23 protein-coding genes, 3 tRNA genes and 1 pseudogene are annotated in these 20,361 nt (G+C 50.2%); 7 read left to right on the top strand and 20 right to left on the bottom strand.

The window, feature by feature from the left end; all coding sequences use genetic code 11:
* Positions 1-3 precede the first annotated feature (3 nt).
* Together yecR and ftnA are read left to right on the top strand one after the other, a co-directional pair.
* Positions 4-339: a YecR family lipoprotein gene (gene yecR, locus FDW92_RS08505; protein ID WP_042307742.1), complete on the top strand. Its 336-nt coding sequence runs from the start codon at positions 4-6 to the stop codon at positions 337-339.
* 192 nt (positions 340-531) lie between these two features.
* Complete coding sequence (gene ftnA / locus FDW92_RS08500; RefSeq protein ID WP_042307740.1) at positions 532-1,029, top strand: non-heme ferritin; 498 nt, start codon at positions 532-534, stop codon at positions 1,027-1,029.
* Positions 1,030-1,074: 45 nt separating this feature from the next.
* Here ftnA and FDW92_RS08495 read toward each other — a convergent pair whose 3' ends face one another.
* Positions 1,075-1,314, bottom strand: coding sequence for a YecH family metal-binding protein (locus FDW92_RS08495; RefSeq protein WP_042307738.1), 240 nt, complete (start codon positions 1,312-1,314; stop codon positions 1,075-1,077).
* A gap of 226 nt (positions 1,315-1,540) precedes the next feature.
* On the opposite strand from FDW92_RS08495, the gene tyrP reads away from it, so the two are divergent.
* Positions 1,541-2,752 carry a tyrosine transporter TyrP gene (tyrP, locus tag FDW92_RS08490; protein ID WP_042307736.1) on the top strand — a complete coding sequence of 404 codons (1,212 nt, stop codon included), beginning with the start codon at positions 1,541-1,543 and terminating at the stop codon, positions 2,750-2,752.
* 27 nt (positions 2,753-2,779) lie between these two features.
* On the opposite strand, the gene FDW92_RS08485 is transcribed toward tyrP, so the two are convergent.
* The 5 genes from FDW92_RS08485 to FDW92_RS08465 all read right to left on the bottom strand — a co-directional run bounded on the left by FDW92_RS08485 (position 2,780) and on the right by FDW92_RS08465 (position 6,085).
* On the bottom strand, positions 2,780-3,445 hold the full coding sequence (locus FDW92_RS08485) for a YecA family protein (RefSeq protein WP_042307734.1): 666 nt from the start codon (positions 3,443-3,445) through the stop codon (positions 2,780-2,782).
* Positions 3,446-3,653: 208 nt separating this feature from the next.
* Complete coding sequence (locus FDW92_RS08480; protein WP_042307732.1) at positions 3,654-3,935, bottom strand: heavy metal-associated domain-containing protein; 282 nt, start codon at positions 3,933-3,935, stop codon at positions 3,654-3,656.
* Entirely contained in the window at positions 3,932-4,288 is a 357-nt protein-coding gene (locus FDW92_RS08475) for a mercuric transporter MerT family protein (protein ID WP_042307729.1), read from the bottom strand. Before FDW92_RS08475 ends, FDW92_RS08480 begins: the two co-directional genes overlap by 4 nt.
* Positions 4,266-5,408: a transglutaminase domain-containing protein gene (locus tag FDW92_RS08470; RefSeq protein WP_042307727.1), complete on the bottom strand. Its 1,143-nt coding sequence runs from the start codon at positions 5,406-5,408 to the stop codon at positions 4,266-4,268. The genes FDW92_RS08475 and FDW92_RS08470 overlap by 23 nt, the downstream gene beginning before the upstream one ends.
* A gap of 206 nt (positions 5,409-5,614) precedes the next feature.
* Positions 5,615-6,085 (bottom strand): SRPBCC family protein, encoded by a 471-nt coding sequence (locus tag FDW92_RS08465; protein ID WP_042307725.1) that lies wholly within the window; start codon positions 6,083-6,085, stop codon positions 5,615-5,617.
* Between the two features lie 327 nt (positions 6,086-6,412).
* Here FDW92_RS08465 and FDW92_RS08455 point away from each other — a divergent pair, with 327 nt between their 5' ends.
* On the top strand, positions 6,413-6,757 hold the full coding sequence (locus FDW92_RS08455) for a hypothetical protein (protein ID WP_042307722.1): 345 nt from the start codon (positions 6,413-6,415) through the stop codon (positions 6,755-6,757).
* Positions 6,758-6,899: 142 nt separating this feature from the next.
* Here FDW92_RS08455 and FDW92_RS08450 read toward each other — a convergent pair.
* The 6 genes from FDW92_RS08450 to uvrY form a co-directional block, all read right to left on the bottom strand.
* A tRNA-Leu gene (locus FDW92_RS08450) sits at positions 6,900-6,986 on the bottom strand.
* A 12-nt stretch (positions 6,987-6,998) separates the two neighbouring features.
* A tRNA-Cys gene (locus FDW92_RS08445) sits at positions 6,999-7,072 on the bottom strand.
* A gap of 52 nt (positions 7,073-7,124) precedes the next feature.
* A tRNA-Gly gene (locus FDW92_RS08440) sits at positions 7,125-7,200 on the bottom strand.
* A gap of 151 nt (positions 7,201-7,351) precedes the next feature.
* Complete coding sequence (gene pgsA, locus FDW92_RS08435) at positions 7,352-7,900, bottom strand: CDP-diacylglycerol--glycerol-3-phosphate 3-phosphatidyltransferase (protein ID WP_038641531.1); 549 nt, start codon at positions 7,898-7,900, stop codon at positions 7,352-7,354.
* Positions 7,901-7,955: 55 nt separating this feature from the next.
* Positions 7,956-9,788 (bottom strand): excinuclease ABC subunit UvrC, encoded by a 1,833-nt coding sequence (gene uvrC, locus FDW92_RS08430; RefSeq protein ID WP_042307718.1) that lies wholly within the window; start codon positions 9,786-9,788, stop codon positions 7,956-7,958.
* Positions 9,785-10,441 (bottom strand): UvrY/SirA/GacA family response regulator transcription factor, encoded by a 657-nt coding sequence (uvrY, locus tag FDW92_RS08425; protein WP_006684079.1) that lies wholly within the window; start codon positions 10,439-10,441, stop codon positions 9,785-9,787. The genes uvrC and uvrY overlap by 4 nt, the downstream gene beginning before the upstream one ends.
* A gap of 314 nt (positions 10,442-10,755) precedes the next feature.
* Between uvrY and FDW92_RS23190 the strand changes: the two are divergent.
* Positions 10,756-10,860: pseudogene (locus FDW92_RS23190) on the top strand (hypothetical protein); the annotation flags it as partial.
* A gap of 41 nt (positions 10,861-10,901) precedes the next feature.
* A complete protein-coding gene (locus tag FDW92_RS08420) occupies positions 10,902-11,126 on the top strand; it encodes a DUF2594 family protein (RefSeq protein WP_006684077.1) in 225 nt (74 codons plus the stop codon).
* Positions 11,127-11,192: 66 nt separating this feature from the next.
* Here FDW92_RS08420 and sdiA read toward each other — a convergent pair whose 3' ends face one another.
* The 8 genes from sdiA to FDW92_RS08380 form a co-directional block, all read right to left on the bottom strand.
* A complete protein-coding gene (gene sdiA, locus FDW92_RS08415) occupies positions 11,193-11,915 on the bottom strand; it encodes a transcriptional regulator SdiA (RefSeq protein ID WP_042307713.1) in 723 nt (240 codons plus the stop codon).
* A 230-nt stretch (positions 11,916-12,145) separates the two neighbouring features.
* Positions 12,146-12,898, bottom strand: coding sequence for an L-cystine ABC transporter ATP-binding protein TcyN (gene tcyN, locus FDW92_RS08410; protein ID WP_003030477.1), 753 nt, complete (start codon positions 12,896-12,898; stop codon positions 12,146-12,148).
* Positions 12,895-13,563 (bottom strand): cystine ABC transporter permease, encoded by a 669-nt coding sequence (gene tcyL, locus FDW92_RS08405; RefSeq protein ID WP_006684074.1) that lies wholly within the window; start codon positions 13,561-13,563, stop codon positions 12,895-12,897. Before tcyL ends, tcyN begins: the two co-directional genes overlap by 4 nt.
* A gap of 21 nt (positions 13,564-13,584) precedes the next feature.
* Positions 13,585-14,571, bottom strand: coding sequence for a D-cysteine desulfhydrase (gene dcyD / locus FDW92_RS08400; protein WP_042307711.1), 987 nt, complete (start codon positions 14,569-14,571; stop codon positions 13,585-13,587).
* 107 nt (positions 14,572-14,678) lie between these two features.
* Complete coding sequence (gene tcyJ, locus FDW92_RS08395) at positions 14,679-15,479, bottom strand: cystine ABC transporter substrate-binding protein (RefSeq protein ID WP_042307710.1); 801 nt, start codon at positions 15,477-15,479, stop codon at positions 14,679-14,681.
* Between the two features lie 225 nt (positions 15,480-15,704).
* Positions 15,705-16,256, bottom strand: a complete 552-nt coding sequence (gene fliZ / locus FDW92_RS08390; RefSeq protein WP_042307708.1) for a flagella biosynthesis regulatory protein FliZ — start codon at positions 16,254-16,256, stop codon at positions 15,705-15,707.
* A gap of 56 nt (positions 16,257-16,312) precedes the next feature.
* On the bottom strand, positions 16,313-17,032 hold the full coding sequence (fliA, locus tag FDW92_RS08385) for an RNA polymerase sigma factor FliA (RefSeq protein WP_038641545.1): 720 nt from the start codon (positions 17,030-17,032) through the stop codon (positions 16,313-16,315).
* Between the two features lie 162 nt (positions 17,033-17,194).
* A complete protein-coding gene (locus FDW92_RS08380) occupies positions 17,195-18,691 on the bottom strand; it encodes a flagellin (protein WP_042307698.1) in 1,497 nt (498 codons plus the stop codon).
* Between the two features lie 255 nt (positions 18,692-18,946).
* Between FDW92_RS08380 and fliD the strand changes: the two genes are divergently transcribed.
* Entirely contained in the window at positions 18,947-20,353 is a 1,407-nt protein-coding gene (gene fliD / locus FDW92_RS08375; protein WP_042307696.1) for a flagellar filament capping protein FliD, read from the top strand.
* Positions 20,354-20,361 lie beyond the last annotated feature (8 nt).

Here is a 20,361-nt window from a genome sequence, read left to right as displayed (position 1 = left end):
CACATGAAGACCTTTATCCTTGCCCTTTTGCCGCTCGTGCTGACAGGATGCACTATTACCAAACAGGCGCAGGTCAGCGAAGCCAGCGCTATCACCGGTGTGGTTCGACTGACCTACAACCAGGCCATGTTGCAAACGGCACGAACCGATGACTACGTAACCCAGGGAACAGCCACCAAAGAGTGCCAGCGTATGGGCTACGCCAGCGCCGCAGCATTTGGTCAACCGGTGTCAACCTGTAGCGTATATGCCGGTTCTTTGTGTTTGAATACCAAAATTACGCTCGCCTGGCAGTGTCACGGCGTCGCGGTATCTCAAGCGCCCTCATTCAATTATTAATATTTCGACCAGCATTTTTTTGCTGGTCATTAGTTACTTCGTTATTTATATCCTCCGCTTAATAGCGTTAATGCGTTTTATTCCCATTCGTATTTTTAATAAATAAATTTATTATTTTACCTTTTGCAAATAATTAAATAACAAATTATAGTGGCGCCACGTAATATTTAATGACGTTTGTGGAGCAGAACCATGCTGAAAACAGAAATGATCGACCAACTGAATGAGCAAATGAACCTTGAATTATATTCATCTCTGCTCTACCAACAGATGAGCGCGTGGTGCAGCTATCACAGCTTCGAAGGTGCTGCCGCGTTTCTGCGCCGTCACGCCCAGGAAGAGATGACGCATATGCAGCGTCTGTTCGACTACCTGACTGACACCGGTAGCTTACCGCGTATTAATGCCGTCTCTTCCCCTTTCGCTGAATATGCTTCTCTGGACGAACTGTTCCGTGTAACTTACGAACATGAACAGCTGATCACGCAGAAAATTAATGAACTGGCACATGCGGCAATGACCCACCAGGATTATCCGACGTTTAATTTCCTGCAATGGTATGTTGCTGAGCAGCATGAAGAAGAGAAATTATTTAAATCTGTTATTGATAAGCTATCACTGGCAGGAAAAAGCGGTGAAGGTCTTTATTTCATCGACAAAGAGCTGGCTACGCTCGATACACAGAATTAATTCTGTTAGATAACGGTGGTGAGTTGCCACCGTTATTCGATAATCTTAATGGCGGCAGATCTTGCTTTCGTGCGTAGAGAAGCCGTCTTCTTTTGCAATAAACTTCCCCTTCGCCGCTAAAAATGCCACCAGCTCGGCCGCCGTCATACCTTGCGCAGAACAGGTGTGAAAACGTGCGTGCTCGCCAAAACGTGCCGTAATTGCCGCTTCAAGACTGCCATTTGAATACTGCTCGCCAGATTCAATCATCATATTGAGCACTTCATGACCGTGAATAGATTCCATACTACCTCCTCAATAAAGGGCATAGCCTAATGTGAACCGCAGGGCGCTGCTTTGCGCTAACACAGGTTTACCAGCAGATAAATGTTATTTCGTATGCATCTTAAAATATCAAATAATCGTAAAGTTTAATGTACACGTATTGTAACGGTGATTTGACGAAAATAACGTTTTGCCTTAACCTGCGCCGCAGATATAACCGTTGATTATCTCCGGGACAGAGGAAAGCGTGAAAAACAGAACCCTGGGTAGTATTTTTATCGTGGCGGGAACCACGATTGGTGCCGGAATGTTGGCAATGCCGCTGGCTGCGGCAGGCGTGGGGTTTAGCGTCACGCTGGTATTATTAGTCAGTCTTTGGGCGTTGATGTGCTACACCGCGCTGTTGCTGCTTGAAGTGTATCAACACGTACCGGCTGACACCGGGCTGGGTACCCTGGCGAAACGTTATCTTGGTCGTTACGGACAATGGGTAACGGGCTTTAGCATGATGTTTTTGATGTACGCGCTGACAGCGGCGTATATCAGTGGCGCAGGAGAACTGCTGGCCTCCAGCATAAGCGACTGGACCGGGACAGCTATCTCTCCAACCACAGGTGTGCTGCTGTTCACCTTTGTTGCCGGTGGTGTGGTTTGCGTTGGGACGTCGCTGGTCGATCTGTTCAACCGTCTGTTGTTTAGTGCCAAGATAATTTTCCTGGTGGCGATGCTGGCCCTGTTAATGCCGCATATCCATAAAGTGAATCTGCTTACGCTGCCGCTTCAGCAAGGGCTGGCGCTGTCCGCGATCCCGGTTATCTTCACGTCGTTCGGTTTTCACGGCAGCGTTCCGAGTATCGTCAGCTATATGAACGGTAACATCCGTAAACTGCGCTGGGTATTTATCACCGGTAGCGCCATTCCTCTAATCGCCTATATTTTCTGGCAACTGGCTACACTTGGCAGCATTAACTCGTCCACGTTCATGGGACTGTTAGCCAACCATGCTGGTTTAAACGGATTGTTACAGGCATTACGTGAAGTTGTGGCGTCACCGCACGTTGAACTGGCGGTGCATTTGTTTGCCGATCTTGCGCTGGCGACCTCTTTCCTCGGCGTCGCGCTGGGATTGTTTGACTATCTGGCAGACCTTTTCCAGCGCCGAAATACCGTAGCAGGAAGGATGCAAACCGGCGTGGTGACTTTCCTGCCGCCGCTGGCATTTGCGCTGTTCTATCCCCGTGGCTTCGTGATGGCGCTGGGATATGCAGGCGTTGCCCTCGCGGTACTGGCGCTGCTGATCCCCGCCATGCTGGCGTGGCAAAGCAGAAAACATAACCCGCAGGCTAACTACCGCGTGGCAGGTGGCGCACCGGCGCTGGCGCTGGTGTTTATGTGCGGAATTGTGGTGATAGCGGTACAGTTTTCCATTGCAGCAGGGTTACTCCCCGAAGTGGGTTAAACAAAAGGGGCTTTACGCCCCTTTCTGTTAATGCAGACAGCACTGCTTGTATTTTTTCCCACTGCCGCACGGGCACGGATCGTTACGTCCGACCTTGGCATCCACTTTTACCGGCACCTTCACCGGCGTTTCCTGCGGATGCGCCATCCACCAGGCATGCAGATCCAATGCTGCCAGACGGATAGCGTCCACGCTTTCCTCAAACTCTTCTGGCGTCAGTTTCTCAACCACAGCAAAGTTTTCTTCCGTACCGTGCAGCGCAATAGCCTCGAGCGCCGGTTTCAACGTATCTGGTAGTGCGGACCAGTCCGACAACGCGACGCCGCGCATATAACCAAAGCACCACTCTTCAACGATGGTCAGTTCATGCTCGTCAATTTCACGCAGACCAAACAGCGGCTCAAACTGCTCAGGATATTCGTCCAGACGATCGGCCGTATCCGCCATGTGCTGAAACGCCAGGTTCATGAAACGCGTCATTTCTTTTTCGGAGGACCAGCGCGGCACATATTGCGCGCCGCCCCAAATTGCAACCAGCCACTGCTCCGGTTCAATTTCATACGGTGAACTGAGCACCGCCGTCAGCAAACCATCCAGTTCTGACACATCCAGAATAGCTTTGTCCGTATTGTACTTAGTCAGTACATCATCCAGCCATTCCAGTTCGCTCTCGTTTAATGGTCCCGTTTTCATAACGCTTTTCCTTAGTCAAAAATTCTTGCCTGTGATCATCCTACATGGCTGGAGGGATAACAGATACAAATGGGCGTGGGCGGTTTACAGCTACCGCCAGTTCAGGTTAACAGGATACGAGGGGAATTCCGGTAGTTAACGCACAAAAGAGAACACCAGGCCGCCGGGCATCATACCGGGAAAACAGAACAAAACCACCCGTAGGTGGTTATTGTTGCTCAATACGGTTAAGCGTCGCGCTGTACCCGGTTTTTGCTACCGCTTTAAGGAGAGTATCGGTAGGAAAACCTTCAGGTACGATCGCTTCTGCCTGCCTTGTCTTGAGAGAGGATTTCGCCTTAATGACGCCATCAGTTTCGCGTAACGCCTGATTGACAGAAATTACGCATAACGAGCAGGTCATATTTTGTATATCAAGCACCACTTTTTGATTGGCCGCCTGAACCCATAACGGCAACAATAAGCCTGCCACTAACATGAAAACCTTCATTCAAACACCTCATAAAACCAGGCAACCAGCGTTGGGTAAAATAACACCGGTAGAATCAACGCCAGCGCACACCAGTAGAGAACACGCGCCTGTTTCAGGGTTAGCCAGCCAGAACACCACAACCGCCTGGAGAAATAGAGTCGCCAGAAAACACGCAGTAGTAATCCCAAAGACAGCAGCATCAAAGGAATTCGTAAAAACTCAAACCGGGTTAAAACAGCAAAGCTCGCCGCTGAGATACCAAACAGCAGATATAACAGCGGCCCAACGCAGCATAATCCGGCAGTGACGGCAGCCGCAGCGGCCGTCAGCAGGGTCAGTCCCGCGCCTTTAGCGTTGTTCTGTGGCGACATAGCGGTAGGAGAACGCTTTAGGATCGTAGAAATTGATCGGGTCGCCATCGACTTCGGCGTAAGGATAACCAAAGTTGTTCATAGCTCCCTGCTCTGTCGCCGGATACAGCTCGAAATCACGTCCGTAGTTAAATCCTACCCAGTTCATTTCCCAGTTACCAAACAGGTAAGCGTTGACGGCCTGGACATCGGCATCCTGGTGCGATTTTTTCTCAGCCAGACGCATTTTGGTCACGTCAGCGGGATCGCACGGTAACCAACCGTAACCTGCGAGATAGAATTCGGCGCGACAGTGTTGTCCACCGCTGACATCGGCAACGCCTGCGCTGTCGGCTTTGCCAAAGGCGCTTGTCGAGTAACGCTCGAGCTTATTGGCTTTGCCCAGACGGATGCCAAACAATTCGCGTGCGGGAATACCGCTGGCGCGTGCCAAAGCAACAAAAACGGAGCTCATATCGGTACATTTACCCTTGAGCTTGCCGCTTTTTAAGATCTCTGCCACATCACCGGTACCGCAGCCAATAACGTCATTATCCCGTTCCATATGGCTGCTCACCCACTCGTAAATGAGACGCGCTTTTTTCAGCGGATCTTGCTCATTACCGGTAATTTTGCGCGCAGTTTCCAGAACCACCCCATCCACTGGAGTATGTGCCGTCGGTAACAAGTAGGGTTTTACATCCAGCGGATAAATAATCTGCTCCGGTGCATGCCAGGTTTTTAGCGCATCCTGCTGCAACGGCTCCCAGTCGGCGGTTTCAATATCGATATCAACGTTAATCAACAATTCGCCCTGGGAGTCTGGCCAGGTGGCGAACAGCGTCTTCGCGCCATAGGCATTGTTGGTGGTGACATACGCCTGCTGATAGTTCCCGCTAAAGGCAAGGGCTGTCATTTGTTGAAACACAGTATCTACAGGTAGCGGGATCCAGAGTTTCACCACCCCGCGCGATCCCTTAGGAGGATTGAGTTTATACGTTTGTGATAAGACAAAGCGTCGACGCGCGACAGACGCGACTGTTGGCTCTGCGGCATGTACCGTCTGGCTAACAATCGTAGGGCCGACTAAACCGGCGGCGGAAAGGAGAACGCTATTTTTGAGAAATTGGCGACGTTGCATTGCTGTCTGTCCATGTTGTAAGAGTTGAGCTACGGTCCATTGGGAAACCGTATGCGATCATCACAGCAGACAGACGCTGACTTAAAAAGGCGAGCAGATGGAGGTTATTCATCAATAACAGACCTGTTAACTGTGAATGAAATGAGAAACTACAAGGCCGCTATTAAGCCATTTACAGGCAAAAAAGTACAGCAGTGAGAGCGCCTTCAAAATATATGCACACTGGTTGCCAGCTTACGGGCTAGCCCTCTGGCCCCCTCACGCATGACCATATCGTGATTCCAACGAAATACAGGTGCTGCCAGCGGGGCAAGATAATTCATCCAACGGATCGTGGTACGGACATTCCAGTCATATTTGACAATAGTCTCTTTGCCACTCGCAGTAAAAGACCACACGCCTCGCCCTTCTACCGCCCCGCTGGCTTGTCCTTCAAGCAGAGAGCAAGGCAGAATATTCAATACGTTGATATCAAAGGTTAAGCGATAAGGTAGAACGCCTTTCCAGGTATAACGATGCAGCGCGCCAATGCCCTGTAAATCCCCCTTCTTGATCTCAACGATGCGTTCCAGACTTACCCACCATTCCGGCCACTGATCGGGATGAGAAAAAATATCCCACACCTCCTGAATAGAAGCCTCAACCCGCCAGACCGTGGAAAAATGATACTCAGCCATAGTACAGGCTCCCTCAAGGCGTGAAGAAATTAGCGGGAAAATGGATGTTAATAGCCATCGCTTCCAGAAGATCGATTTCTAATCGCTGCCCATCTGGAGCATAGCCGATCACTTTGGCAGGGAGTCCGTGATAATTATCCAGTCAGACGTCGTAGCGGGGAACGCCATCAACCGCCATTGTTCCCGACCCAACCACAGACACGCGCGTCGTCTCCCACCCCCTCAGACTTAGTATGGACAGCTGGCTTAAATTGTTGGTTTTCTTTTCAGTTGGGATGGCAACAAAAAGCTATACTTTAATAGCCGCACTCTTAACAGGTATTAATCATGAAACTGCCATCGGTATTTTCATGCGCCGTTCTCATATTACTGCTACTGGCATCATTATCTGCCACTGCCAACGCGTTACAAAACCAGGCCGCAAGAGAGCAAGAGTTAAGCGCAGCACTCCGTGCCGGTAATGGAATCATCATCATTGGCGGGACGGATGATTCTGCATTCACGTTGCGGGCACGAAACCGAATCCACAGACATTTAGCGATTCAGGATGACTTTGGCGATCCCATCATGATCAATGGTTTCCAGGACCACAACGATAATCCTGCCCGTAATGGTTTTATCAACAACCCTGCACGAGGGGGCTTTATGTTTAACGCACCGATTCGTCGATAGAGTGATTATCTATAGCAAGCAAGTGTTTGAAGGCGATTTTACGTATCACGCAGGATAAAACGATGGATTGCAGGCACAAAAAAACCACCCGTAGGTGGTTTCACGACACTGCTTATTGCTTTGATTATTCTATTCTTTCCCATGGTACCCGGAGTGGGACTTGAACCCACACAGCGCGAACGCCGAGGGATTTTAAATCCCTTGTGTCTACCGATTCCACCATCCGGGCTCGGGAAGAAATTGGAGGCGCGTTCCGGAGTCGAACCGGACTAGACGGATTTGCAATCCGCTACATAACCGCTTTGCTAACGCGCCGAAATCTTCTGGCTTTTCAGCCAGACACCCGCTATTGCCGATGTCTTTAATTTGGAGCGGGAAACGAGACTCGAACTCGCGACCCCGACCTTGGCAAGGTCGTGCTCTACCAACTGAGCTATTCCCGCATCATCAAGTAACTTTGTTAATCACTTGATTTTGTTATCGTCTGGCAATCAGTGCTGCCGTTCGATGCGTTGCATTCTACTTACCTGACGCAATGAGTCAACGATATTTTTCACCACTGACGATCGTTTGCTGAAATTTGCGCCGAAACGATCACTGTTCAAGCAAATCTCCCCATGCAGCGCTCAAATACTGGAACATTGACCACAAAGTCAGTACCGCGGCAACGAAGAAAAGTGCAATCCCGGCATACTCTACCCAGATATTTGGACGCCACAGCAGCCACGCCAGTGCAGCCATTTGCGAAGTGGTTTTCACTTTACCGATCCAGGACACTGCAACACTGCTGCGTTTGCCCAGCTCAGCCATCCATTCACGTAGCGCAGAGATGATAATTTCACGCGCGATCATCGTGGCGGCAGGAAGCGTCACCCACCAGCTGTGATAGTGCTCCGTCACCAGCACCATCGCGATAGCCACCAGCACTTTATCAGCAACGGGGTCGAGGAAGGCGCCAAAACGCGTGCTTTGGTTCCAGCGACGCGCCAGATAGCCATCAAACCAGTCGGTAACCGCCGCAATACAGAAGATCAGCGCACAAACAAAGGGAGCCCAGGTGAATGGCAGATAAAACGCCAATACAAAGAATGGGATCAGGATGACGCGAAACAGCGTGAGCAACGTAGGGATATTAAATTGCATATGACGGATAACTATCTGTTGTCAGTGAAATTACCCCTATGTTGCTACAGAGGGCCTAATGTTTCAACGAGTAGAAGATCTTTTCTGCCAGAGCTTGCGAAATACCCGGCACTTTTGCAATTTCTTCAATACTTGCGTTACGAAGACCTTGCAAACCGCCCATATATTTCAACAACATCTGCCGACGCTTAGGCCCAACGCCTTCAATGGTCTCAAGCGTACTGGTACTTTTCACCTTCGCGCGTTTTTTCCGGTGTCCGCTGATCGCATGATCGTGAGATTCATCACGGATATGCTGTATCACATGCAATGCGGGCGAATCCGGCGGCAGACTAAAGCCCTCTCCTTCCGGCTCAAAGAACAACGTTTCCAGACCCGCTTTACGGTCGGCCCCTTTCGCCACCCCCAGCAAAAGTGGGTGCTGTTTATCCCAGGGAACATCCAGCTCAGCAAAAACGGCTTTCGCCTGTCCCAACTGCCCTTTACCGCCATCGATCAATATAACGTCCGGAACCTTACTTTCTTCTATTGCCTTACCGTAACGCCGACGCAGAACCTGATTCATCGCCGCATAATCGTCGCCCGGCGTAATGCCGGTGATGTTGTAACGACGATACTCTGCGCGCAGTGGGCCATTGGCATCAAAAACCACGCAGGAGGCGACCGTCTGCTCGCCCATCGTATGGCTGATGTCAAAACACTCCATGCGTTTTACAGCGGGTAACTTCAGTACCGATGCCAGCGCTGTCAGACGCTGAGTAATGGTCGACTGCTGAGAAAGCCTGGTGGTTAACGCCACTGCTGCGTTGGTACGTGCCAGCTTCAGGTACCGCGCACGATCCCCGCGCGGTTTCGTCTGGACGTTAATCTTCCGCCCGGCCAGTTCAGACAATGAATCCGCCAGCAGAGTTTTATCGCTAAGATTAAAATCGAGCAGGATCTCACCGGGTAAGGTACGCATCTGACTTCCCTGCAAATAAAACTGCCCGACAAAGGTTTCCACGACCTCACCGAGTTCTGTACCACCCGGTACTTTCGGGAAATAGCTGCGACTGCCCAACACTTTACCCTGACGAATGAACAGTACGTGCACACAAGCCATGCCGGCGTCAAACGCCACGCCGATAACGTCCAGATCGTCTCCGGAATTCGAGACAAACTGTTTTTCGGTGACGCGACGTACCGCCTGAATTTGGTCACGAATACGCGCAGCCTCTTCAAATTCGAGATTTTGGCTGGCCTTTTCCATCCGGGCGATCAGTTGGGTTAATACCTGATCGTCTTTCCCGGATAAGAATAAACGGACGTACTCGACCTGCTGTGCATACTCTTCCTCACTCACCAGGCCCGCCACACAGGGACCGAGGCAACGGCCAATTTGATATTGCAGGCAGGGTCGCGAGCGATTGCGATACACGCTGTTTTCACACTGGCGGATGGGAAAAATTTTCTGCAGCAGCGCCAGCGTTTCTCGTACGGCATAGCCGTTGGGGAACGGTCCAAAGTACTCGCCTTTAGCATGCTTAGCCCCACGATGCATCGCCAGGCGTGGGTGAGTATCGCCGCTGAGGAAAATAAAAGGATAGGATTTATCATCGCGCAGCAATACGTTATAGCGCGGCTGATACAGCTTGATGTAGTTGTGTTCAAGCAATAACGCTTCGGTTTCGGTGTGTGTCACCGTGACATCAATCTGCTGGATTTGCGCGACCAACGCTTCGGTCTTACGCGATGCGAGATTGCTACGGAAGTAACTGGAAAGCCTTTTTTTCAGGTCTTTCGCTTTCCCGACATAGATAACCGTCCCGGCGGTATCATACATACGATAAACGCCGGGCTGACTGGTTACGGTTTTCAGGAACGCTTTGGCATCAAACTGATCGGTCACTGGCTTGTTAATGTCTCCGCATTACACAGGCCATGGCGAATTGCCAGGTGAGTCAACTCGACATCGCCGTGAATGTTTAATTTACTGAACATTCGATAACGATAGCTGTTCACCGTTTTAGGACTCAGATTCAGTTGTTCTGAAATCTCATTGACCTTCTGGCCTTTGGTGATCATCAGCATAATCTGCAACTCGCGTTCAGACAAACTGGCAAACGGGGTTTCCGTTTTCTCAGGTTCAATCTGGCTGAGCGCCATCTGCTGAGCGATATCGGAGGCAATATAACGTTGCCCGGAATAAACCGAACGAATCGCACTCACAACTTCCTGGGGGGCGGCTCCCTTGCTGAGATACCCCGCGGCACCTGCCTGCATGACCTTTGCGGGTAACGGGTTCTCGGTGTGTACCGTCAGCATAATCACTTTAATATCTGCCGTTGAACGCGCAATTTTGCGGGTTGCTTCGAGACCGCCAATACCGGGCATATTCATATCCATCAGCACAACGTCCACGGAATTTGAGCGGCACCATTTCACCGCATCTTCACCGCAGCACGCTTCGCCGACAACTTTTATGCCTTTTATATCTTCCAGAATGCGTCGTATCCCTGCGCGCACCAGTTCGTGGTCATCAACAAGAAAAACGTTGATCAAAGGAATATCTCCAGAATAGGGATAACGCTACCGATAGTTAATCGGTCCTATGTTAACGGGTTTTATCTCAACTTTGAAATGTAAAAAACGTCCGACTTTCGATTTTGCTCTCGTTTTTGGAAATTAGATTGTACGACGTGTGGAAACTTGCAGGCCACATAGCCTGCTGCCACACTTATATCTGCGTAGCTGTTTCAGAATAGTGACAAAAAATTCATATTCCTGCGCTGAATGCAAAACCGGCAGCCAAACTTGTAACAATAATTAACGAGGAAAATACTCGAAATAAACAACAAGTGGAGAAAATATATGCACTGCAACATGTTGTTTATTTTAATGTCCCTCCCCCTTTGTTTGCACAAAAAACAACCACTGATATTTTTAGCCTCGCTTATGGTATACTCCGCCGCCTTAAGATTTGACATCGCACTTTTTCATTGAAACATAACGAGGAAAATAAATGAGTACGCCTGACTTTTCCACTGCTGAGAATAACCAGGAACTGGCCAATGAAGTTACCTGCCTGAAAGCCCTGTTAACACTGATGCTGCAGGCAATGGGTCAAGCCGATGCTGGACGCGTGATTCTTAAAATGGAAAAACAGATCGCGCTGATTGAAGATCAATCACAGGCTGCGGTATTTTCCAGCACTGTTAAGCAAATTAAACAGGCCTACCGCCAGTAATAAGAAACCGGCTGAGAGCATTGCTATCAGCCGGTTTTGCGTCTGACACTCAGAACGATAATTAATTCAGATAAGCCCGGTCGCAGCGGCATAACACGCTATCTGCGTTTTGTTTGGCGCATTGAATTTCTTTTGCATATTCTTCTGGTGAAAATTAACGGTATTTTCAGAGATCGACAGTATTATCGCTATCTCTGAAGACGTCTTCCCCTCTGCGGTCCATTTCAATATTTCTTTTTCCCGCTTGCTAAAGCGCATCTCTGGCGTCATGACCATGTCATCTTCCAGTCGCGTCAGCACCGACAGACTTTCCCGCACCAGAAGCTGCATTCTGAGCTCCACTTCATCATTCGCAAAACGACTATTACGGATACTCGCTCGCGATACCGATAAAAACCCCAGCGCCCGATTCGGCAACATCAGGCATTGCGTCATCCCTTTGCGTAAACCGTGATTGCGTGCGGCGTCCCACAAAGGTTGGGCATCACGAAACAAGGTATCGTCCCAGGGTAAATGCCCCTGACTGAAGTTTTCAGGCTTCAGCACCGGATCAATGGCGAAATAATTCTCGGACTGATAATGCGCCACCCATGCTTTGGGATAGGTCGTATGAAGTGACGTTTTAGGACGGGTAAAGGGTACGGGATGACGAACACAGAGTGCGTAGAAATCGAACTCTAAATGCTGCGTCTGTTGTTGTAATTCATTATAGACATCCTCTGCCGTCGCCATTTCCTGAAAGCGTAACAGCATGCTCCGTCGCCAGGTGAAGAAATCATGATCCTGCATACTAAGTGGTAATGCCCCTGAGATTGATAATCATCCAAACATATGAAATAAGCTAACACATAAATGTATTTTATATATGCAAATTATCGGACAAATGAAAAATTACTTGAGCGTTACTCAACAGCCAGAGCAAGCAACAGAATCAAGCGTTAATAATAAAGCAATATTTATAAATAGTTATGCGAGCGGCACTCACCACAAAAAATGTCGGTGAGTGCTGCTTGTACTATTTACTGCATGAGGAATTTTTCGAGAAACTGACGGGTTCGCGGCTGTTGCGGATGCGTAAATAAAGATTTAGCCGGCCCCTGCTCCACTATTCGTCCTTGATCCATAAATATCGCCCGGTCGGCCACGTCACGAGCAAAGCTCATTTCATGCGTCACAATCACCATGGTGCGTTTTTCCTGCGCCAGCTGGCGAATGGTATTAAGCACCTCGCCAACCAGTTCAGGATCAAGCGCGGAGGTAGGTTCATCGAATAAAATAACCTCTGGTCGCATCGCCAGCGCCCGGGCAATCGCCACACGCTGCTGCTGCCCACCGGACAGACGGCGCGGATAGCTGGTTTCTTTTCCCGCCAGCCCGACTTTTGCCAGCAGTTCGCGCGCACGGGCTGTCGCTTCGGCTTTCGGTTCGCCTTTGACAATCACCGGACCTTCAATAATGTTTTCCAGCACCGTACGATGGGGAAACAAATTAAAGTTCTGGAACACAAAGCCTACGTGCTGGCGCAACTGGCGAATCAGCCCTTTCTGCTGAGTTAACGACCGCGCGGTATCAATGGTTATCTCACCCACTTTAATGGTGCCCGCCTCCGGTTGCTCCAGCAAATTAATGCTCCGCAGCAGCGTGGTCTTGCCCGAACCGCTCGGTCCGATAATCGCCACAACTTCACCGGGTTTGACGTCGAGATCGATCCCATGCAGTACCGTTTGCCCATGGAATTTTTTGACCAGGTTTCTGACTTCGATAGCGCTCATTTCGGCTCTTTCTCCTGGCGGTTCAGTTGTTCTTCAAAATAGTTCTGCAGCGCAGAAAGCACTGTTGCCATTACCCAATAAATCAAGGAGGCCGCCAGATACATAGTGAACACTTCCAGTGTACGCGAGGTAATCAGCTGCGCCTGACGAAACAGTTCAGGAACCTGGATAGTTGCGGCCAGCGATGTGTCCTTCACCAGGCTGATAAAGCTGTTGCTCAGCGGCGGTAGTGCAACGCGTGCCGCCTGCGGCAGGATCGCCCGGCGCATGGTCTGCCAGCGAGTCATGCCAATACTGGCCCCCGCTTCCCACTGACCTTTGTCGATGGAGGAGATTGCCGCCCGCAGCGTTTCCGCCGCGTAGGCCGCCGTATTCAGCGACAAACCAATCATCGCCGCCGGGATGGGATCCAGCTCAATACCAAACTGCGGCAGACCGTAATAGATCATGAACAATTGGGCGATCAACGGCGTTCCGCGAAAGACCGAGATATAAAAGCGCGCCAGCCAACGTACAGGTAACAGCGGCGACAGCCGCATTAGCGCCAGGATAAACCCCAGCACGAGGCCAAAGAACATCCCGCCGATACTCAGTTGCAGCGTAAAGACCGCGCCTTTAAGCAGATACGGCAGGGAATCGATCACCAGTTGGATACTTTCTTGCATTAGCGTTTTTCTACCTGATTGTTACACGTGAGGATGGTAGGCAAACAGTGCAGGCGCCCCACCGGTATGGATAAAGAGAATTGGCCCTTCATCTTTAAAGCGCTTCTGGCTGATGCCGTCAATCAGACCCGCCATCGCCTTGCCGGTATAGACCGGATCCAACAAGATGCCTTCCAGCCGTGCCAGCAGTTTTACCGCTTCCATGCCCTCTTCGTTTGGCGTACCGTAGCCCGGCGCATAATAATCATCCCATAACAGGATATCCGCGGAGGCCGTCAGTTCCAGTTCACGGGCAATGTCCTGTTGTAGCGTAACAACTTTTGGCTTTTGATCGGCCACGCTGCGCGAGACGGTCACGCCAATCAGCTCAACGTGTGGCATCAGTTGTTCCAGGCCAACGGCCAGCCCGGCATGCGTTCCCGCGCTGCCCGACGCCACGACCACGGAAGACAGCTCTACGGCCCCTTCACACTGTTGCGCAATTTCCAGCGCGCTTTCCACATAGCCCAGCGCGCCCAGAGCATTGGAACCCCCAACCGGGATCACATACGGACGGAACCCTTGCGCTTCAATCCGCGTCGCCAGTTCCTGAAGCTGTGCATTCGGATCGCTCAGCGCATCGCACATTTCAATCTGGGTATTAAACAGGTCCAGCAGCAGACGGTTGCCGTTGCTGAGATAGTTTTCCGCCGTGGTGCCAATCGGGTTTTCCAGCAGCGCCACGCAGTGCAGGCCAAGTTTAGCCGCTACCGCCGCCGTCTGGCGCACATGGTTAGACTGGATAGCGCCCGCGGTTATCAACGTATCGGCCCCTTCACGCAGCGCATCCGCCGCCAGAAACTCCAGCTTACGCAGTTTATTGCCGCCCATGGCCATCGGCGTAACGTCATCGCGTTTGATGAAAATATCGCGCCCAAGATAGTCGGAGAAGCGTGGAAGATATTCGAGCGGTGTTGGCGCGCCAATAAATTCCAGACGTGGAAAGCGCGTTAAGTTATGCAGCGGCATACAGCCTCCGGTATTAGTTGTTGTGATGTTCTTTTTATTATGCACGTTCAGGCGCAATGAAATAAAAAAAGGCGCTGTTAAAGGCGCCTTTTTTCATCGGATGACGATTATTTCGTCACATCCGCTCCAAACCATTTTTCAGACAGCGCTTTCAGCGTACCGTCTTTTTGCATTTCGGCAATGGCAGCATCAACCGCTTTCAGCAGATCTTCATTGCCTTTGCGCAGCGCCACGCCGGACTCCTGGCGGGAGAATGCTTCACCGGTGACGGCCAGCGTATCTTTGGTTTTTTTCACCAGGTCCAGTGCAGCCAGGCGGTCAACCAGAATAGCGTCGATACGGCCTACGCGCAGATCCTGATATTTGGTCGGGTCATCATCATAGGTACGAATATCCACGCCCTGCACGTTCTGGCGCAGCCACTCTTCATAGTTGGTACCCAGACCAACGCCGACTTTTTTACCTTTCAGATCGGCGGCAGTCTTAATAACACCTTCATTGCCTTTCTTCACCAGCGCCTGAATACCAGACACAGTATACGGGGTAGAGAAATCGTATTTTTTCTTACGTTCGTCAGAAATGGTCACCTGGTTGATAACCACGTCAATGCGTTTGGAATCAAGCGAGGCCAGCATGCCGTCCCACTTGGTCGGCTTCAACGTGGCTTGCACCCCAAGGTGCTTTGCCAGTGCTTCGGCGAACTCCACTTCGAAACCGGTCAGCTTGCCGTCATCGCCCTGAAAGCTAAACGGGGGATAGGTCCCTTCCAGGCCCACCAGCAGCGTGCCGCGCTCTTTAACTTTATTTAACAGACCTTCATCTGCAAAAGTCTTTACGCTCATTCCGGCGACAAGTGCAACAGCCATTACACCCATCAGAGCCTGACGTCCCAGAAGTGCTAATTTCATAGTTACCCCGAATATTGTCATTAGTGACCATCATTAATCCACAAAATCATTCGAGTTGTATCAAGGCGGCAAGCGAGTAAGTCCCCAGGAGCTTACTAAAGTAAGTGACTGGGGCGAGGGAGTGCAGCCAACGCAGAGACAGCTTGAAGGATGACGTGTATATGACCGTAGTGTAAAGCGTTTGTCGTGATTCACAAACACCACTCCGTTACACCTTATTCGTTTTTAATATATATCAGAACTGGCTGTCCAGGTGGATTTCTGCATATGTCCCATATGCGTATGGGCTTTAAATTGCTCATACTTACGCAATGCGATGCGATAATTGTTGGTGCTGGTTTCCGGCAGCCACGGGGCAAGGTTTTCGTCGAGGAACCCTTCCTGTAGCAATTCGTGAGAGATATTTTGTTCGGTCAGATGATTGCCAAGGCGGCGCAGGCGGACAACGTATTCACGTACCGTACCGTGGCTCATTTCGGTTTGCTCAAACAAAAATTGTTTAAAACCGATAATGTCAAAAAAGTCGCTCTGCTCTTTGCAATGCAAATCACCGCAAAAACGACACAGCGCCACCCACTCTTTCTTCTCCTGTTCCCACTCAGCTTCATCCAGCAACGTGTCCAGGCGGGCGATGGCGATTTTATTAACAATTTGCCCACGGCGAACCAGCGTGATCCTGTCGAGCAACTTCAGGCAATGGGCGCAATGCGTCTGGCTGTGTTTGAAATCTTTGAGGTAGCGGCTTAGAGGCCGTCTTTTTGATTGCTGCACCGTCATGAGAACTCCTGGTAGTCAATTCGTAATGCGGCATTGTTCAGGGGTAATGATTACCCCTATAGCTTACCCAGCTTGGTGCGTAGACGTTTGATGGCCTGACTGTGCAACTGGCTGACCCGTGATTCCCCGACTTCCAGTACCGCGCCGATCTCTTTCAGATTCAGCTCTTCCTGATAGTACAGCGTTAACACCAGCTTTTCGCGCTCCGGCAACGCCTCGATCGCCTCCATCACGCGCTGGCGAAGGTTACCCTCAAGTAGCTGCTGTAACGGGTTTTCCTGCTGATGTTCTTCCGTCACCAGCTCAATACTATCGCCATGCTCTTCCCGCCACTCGTCATAGGAGAAGAGTTGGCTATTATTGGTATCAAGCAACATCTGACGATACTCTTGCACAGGAATAGCCAGACGCTCCGCCACTTCGGTTTCCGTCGCGTTGCGCCCTAACTCCTGCTCCAGTTGTCCCATCGCCTGTGCCACTTCGCGAGCATTGCGCCGAACGCTACGCGGCACCCAATCCCGGCTACGTAGTTCGTCCAGCATCGCTCCACGAATACGCTGCACTGCGTAAGTGGTAAATGCCGTTCCTTGCAAAGCGTCATATCGGTCAACTGCATTCAATAACCCGATGCCGCCCGCTTGTAGCAGGTCATCCAGTTCTACGCTCGCCGGCAAACGCACCTGAAGGCGCAATGCTTCGTGACGCACCAACGGTACATAACGCTGCCACAGCGAGTGTTTATCCATTACACCTTCAGCGGTATACAGTGAATTCACGATAAACAGCCCTGCGTTAAATGAGTTATCGGCATGATTATCCGTTTCTGCAGGGGTTTTAATCGGGTGAATAGTGGGTGAAATGGGGGGTTATTTGGGGGTTACGGGTAAAGCTAAATGTAAAAAACCCCGCCGGAGCGGGGTTTGCGCGATAAGCGTAAATTAACGCAGCAGAGACAGAACGTTCTGCGGAACCTGGTTGGCCTGTGCCAATACAGAGGTACCTGCTTGTTGCAGGATCTGTGCTTTAGACATGTTGGACACTTCGGTCGCGTAATCAGCATCTTCGATACGGCTACGTGCAGAAGACAGGTTGTTTACTGTGTTGCCCAGGTTAGTGATAGTGGAATCAAAACGGTTCTGCACCGCACCGAGGTCAGAACGCAGTGCATCAACCTGTGCCAGTGCCTTATCGATAGTTTCCAAAGGATTGGCTGTCGCTTTCTTAGCAACGCTTTCGGTAACCAGAGTCGCTTTACCAGCCTGATTCTGGCTCAGGAACATCGTAACACCACCGTTGGTAACTTTGCTACCATCAGCAGAGACATCATAGACCTTGCCATCAATAGTCAGAGCGCTACCAGTTTTTGTACCCGCAGATTTAAGGTCATCAACTGTAGCAGCCAGGTTAGTTTCAGCACTTTTCGTTGTTAACTTACCAGATACAGATGAGGTATAGACACTCTCACTGGACTTTAATGTAGAGTTGGCTAAGTCAGCGCCTGCTGTAGTAAATGTAACAACACTTCCGCCAATGTTTGCAGTGAAGGTACCATGGCCGTCAGCACCTACATCAGAACCACTTACAGTAAAGTCGATACCCGCAGCGTTGAACGTCTGACCAACTTTTAAATCTTTAGCCGCGGTTGCGATTGCTACAGCATCAGCATCAGCAGCGGCGGTTGCTGTTGTGGAATATTTAGCTGTTCCGTTTGTTTTAGTAGCATCTTTAACCAATGCGCCTGTTTTTGCATCTACAAACTTAGCTTCAAAGCCACCAGCACCATCATCGCCAGATACTGCACCTGTTTTCAGATCAACACGAAATTCCTTCCCACCCACGGTATAAGCATCATAACCAGTAGCGTCAAACTTAGACACTAAATCGCTACCTGTTGCTGCTTTTGATCCATTGACGTTAAAACCATCCATTCCCAGAGTTTTGGAATCAATCTTTTTCAGGTCGATAGAGATGGTTTCGCCGTCGTTTGCACCGACCTGGATTTTCAGGGTGTTGTCCTGAGCCAGTACTTTCACGCCGTTGAACTGAGTCTGGCCAGATACGCGGTCAATCTCACTTAAACGTTGTGTGATTTCGTTCTGGATGGAGGTCAGATCGCTATCGGAGTTGGACCCGTTAGTTGCCTGAACAGACAGTTCACGCACACGCTGCAGGTTGTTGTTAATTTCGTTCAGCGCACCTTCAGTGGTCTGCGCGATAGAAATACCGTCGTTGGCGTTACGGGAAGCCTGAGTCAGACCTTTGATGTTTGCGGTGAAGCGGTTTGCGATCGCCTGACCAGCAGCATCGTCTTTCGCGCTGTTGATACGCAGGCCGGAGGACAGACGCTCGATAGCGGAGCTCAGGGTAGACTGAGATTTGTTCAGGTTGTTCTGGGTCAACAGCGACAGGCTGTTTGTATTGATGACTTGTGCCATGATCTTTTCCTTATCAATTACAACTTGATGTTATTGGGCTGTTGCCCACGGTTTCTCACCGTAACCCATGTATCGGCACCTTAAATTCGAACTTTAGAAAATTTTCACTTTCCGCCCTCTTTTTTCTTAGCCCCTGAAATACCCTCTTTATATGCCATTATTCTGCGCATTATTTTTGCAAAACTATCATTAAACTTTGCGCGCAGATTGCCGATAACCCGCTTAACTACTGTTTGCAATCACAAGGAATTAGGCATGCCTTCATTTACTTCATTGGGCGTCGGCTCAAACTTACCACTGGATACATTGCTGACAAACCTGACTACTGCTGAAAAAAAACGCTTAAACCCAATAACCCAGCAGCAGAGTACGAATACTGCAAGACTAACGGCCTACGGCACGCTAAAAAGCGCGCTGGAAAAATTCCAGACGGCAAATACAACGCTGAACAGCGCCGATCTGTTTAAAAGCACAACCGTAACCAGCAGTACAGAAGATCTGACGGCCACGACCACTGCTGGCGCAGCGCCGGGGACCTATATGATCAGCGTAACGCAACTGGCGCAGGCGCAATCATTAAGTACCAAAAGCGGTATCAGTTCGGTGAAAGAGGCGTTAGGTGATACCTCCTCCGACAGCCGCACCATTAAAATTGAGCAAAAAGGTCGCAAAGAGCCGCTGGAAATTAAACTCAGCAAAGACCAGACATCGCTGGAAGGAATTCGAGATGCCATTAACGACGCCGATAGCGGAATTTCCGCCAGCATCGTTAAAGTTAAGGAAAATGATTACCAGCTGGTCTTAACCGCCGACAGTGGTGTTGATAATAAGATGACTATTTCCGTCAGCGGCGACAGCAAGCTCAATGATTTACTGGCCTACGACAGTACCGCCGGCAGCGGAAATATGAAACAGTTGGTGGAAGCCAAAAATGCGCTATTAAAGGTTAATGGCATTGATATTGAGCGCCCAAGCAACACCATTACCGATGCTCCGCAGGGCGTCACACTGAACCTGACTAAAGAAGTCACCGACGCGCGAATTACCGTCACCAAGAGCAATGATAAAGCCACGGAAGCGATTAAAGGCTGGGTTGATGCCTATAACTCGCTGCTGGATACCTTCTCAACGCTGACCAAATACACTGAAGTTGATCCTGGAGCCGAAGCGCAAGATAAAAATAATGGCGCGCTGATCGGCGACAGCGCGGTACGTACTATCCAGATAGGAATCCGCGCCCAGTTTTCCAATGGAGCCAGTGACGGTGCATTTAAAACGTTAGGTGAAATTGGTATTACCACCGACGGCACCTCCGGCAAACTGAAAATTGACGACACCAAGCTCGAAAAAGCGCTGAAAGATAATACCGCGGCGACCCGTCAGTTGCTGGTTGGTGATGGCAAAGAAACCGGGATTACCACCAAAATTGCCACTGAAGTAAAAGGTTACCTGGCCGATGACGGCATTATTGACGTAGCCCAGGACAATATTAACGCGACGCTGAAAAAACTGACCAAACAGTATCTGGCCGTCAGCAATAGCATTGACGATACCGTCGCACGCTATAAAGCGCAGTTTACCCAGCTCGACACCATGATGAGTAAGCTGAACAGCACCAGTACTTATCTGGGCCAGCAATTTTCAGCCATGAGTAATTCCTGATAACACGA

This window comes from Citrobacter sp. wls706, from assembly GCF_005281305.1.
GTDB classification, from domain to species: domain Bacteria; phylum Pseudomonadota; class Gammaproteobacteria; order Enterobacterales; family Enterobacteriaceae; genus Citrobacter; species Citrobacter werkmanii.
The sequence above is the reverse complement of the archived record's forward strand: the minus strand, read 5'-3'. Positions and strand labels throughout refer to the sequence as shown.

Bases quoted from the DNA above. Each gene is read 5' to 3' on its own strand.
- yecR (WP_042307742.1), top strand. From the start codon at position 4: ATGAAGACCTTTATCCTTGCCCTTTTGCCGCTCGTGCTGACAGGATGC.
- ftnA (WP_042307740.1), top strand. From the start codon at position 532: ATGCTGAAAACAGAAATGATCGACCAACTGAATGAGCAAATGAACCTT.
- FDW92_RS08495 (WP_042307738.1), bottom strand. From the start codon at position 1,314: ATGGAATCTATTCACGGTCATGAAGTGCTCAATATGATGATTGAATCT.
- FDW92_RS08485 (WP_042307734.1), bottom strand. From the start codon at position 3,445: ATGAAAACGGGACCATTAAACGAGAGCGAACTGGAATGGCTGGATGAT.
- FDW92_RS08480 (WP_042307732.1), bottom strand. From the start codon at position 3,935: ATGAAGGTTTTCATGTTAGTGGCAGGCTTATTGTTGCCGTTATGGGTT.
- FDW92_RS08475 (WP_042307729.1), bottom strand. From the start codon at position 4,288: ATGTCGCCACAGAACAACGCTAAAGGCGCGGGACTGACCCTGCTGACG.
- FDW92_RS08470 (WP_042307727.1), bottom strand. From the start codon at position 5,408: ATGCAACGTCGCCAATTTCTCAAAAATAGCGTTCTCCTTTCCGCCGCC.
- FDW92_RS08465 (WP_042307725.1), bottom strand. From the start codon at position 6,085: ATGGCTGAGTATCATTTTTCCACGGTCTGGCGGGTTGAGGCTTCTATT.
- FDW92_RS08455 (WP_042307722.1), top strand. From the start codon at position 6,413: ATGAAACTGCCATCGGTATTTTCATGCGCCGTTCTCATATTACTGCTA.
- pgsA (WP_038641531.1), bottom strand. From the start codon at position 7,900: ATGCAATTTAATATCCCTACGTTGCTCACGCTGTTTCGCGTCATCCTG.
- FDW92_RS08420 (WP_006684077.1), top strand. From the start codon at position 10,902: ATGAGTACGCCTGACTTTTCCACTGCTGAGAATAACCAGGAACTGGCC.
- sdiA (WP_042307713.1), bottom strand. From the start codon at position 11,915: ATGCAGGATCATGATTTCTTCACCTGGCGACGGAGCATGCTGTTACGC.
- tcyN (WP_003030477.1), bottom strand. From the start codon at position 12,898: ATGAGCGCTATCGAAGTCAGAAACCTGGTCAAAAAATTCCATGGGCAA.
- tcyL (WP_006684074.1), bottom strand. From the start codon at position 13,563: ATGCAAGAAAGTATCCAACTGGTGATCGATTCCCTGCCGTATCTGCTT.
- dcyD (WP_042307711.1), bottom strand. From the start codon at position 14,571: ATGCCGCTGCATAACTTAACGCGCTTTCCACGTCTGGAATTTATTGGC.
- tcyJ (WP_042307710.1), bottom strand. From the start codon at position 15,479: ATGAAATTAGCACTTCTGGGACGTCAGGCTCTGATGGGTGTAATGGCT.
- fliZ (WP_042307708.1), bottom strand. From the start codon at position 16,256: ATGACGGTGCAGCAATCAAAAAGACGGCCTCTAAGCCGCTACCTCAAA.
- FDW92_RS08380 (WP_042307698.1), bottom strand. From the start codon at position 18,691: ATGGCACAAGTCATCAATACAAACAGCCTGTCGCTGTTGACCCAGAAC.
- fliD (WP_042307696.1), top strand. From the start codon at position 18,947: ATGCCTTCATTTACTTCATTGGGCGTCGGCTCAAACTTACCACTGGAT.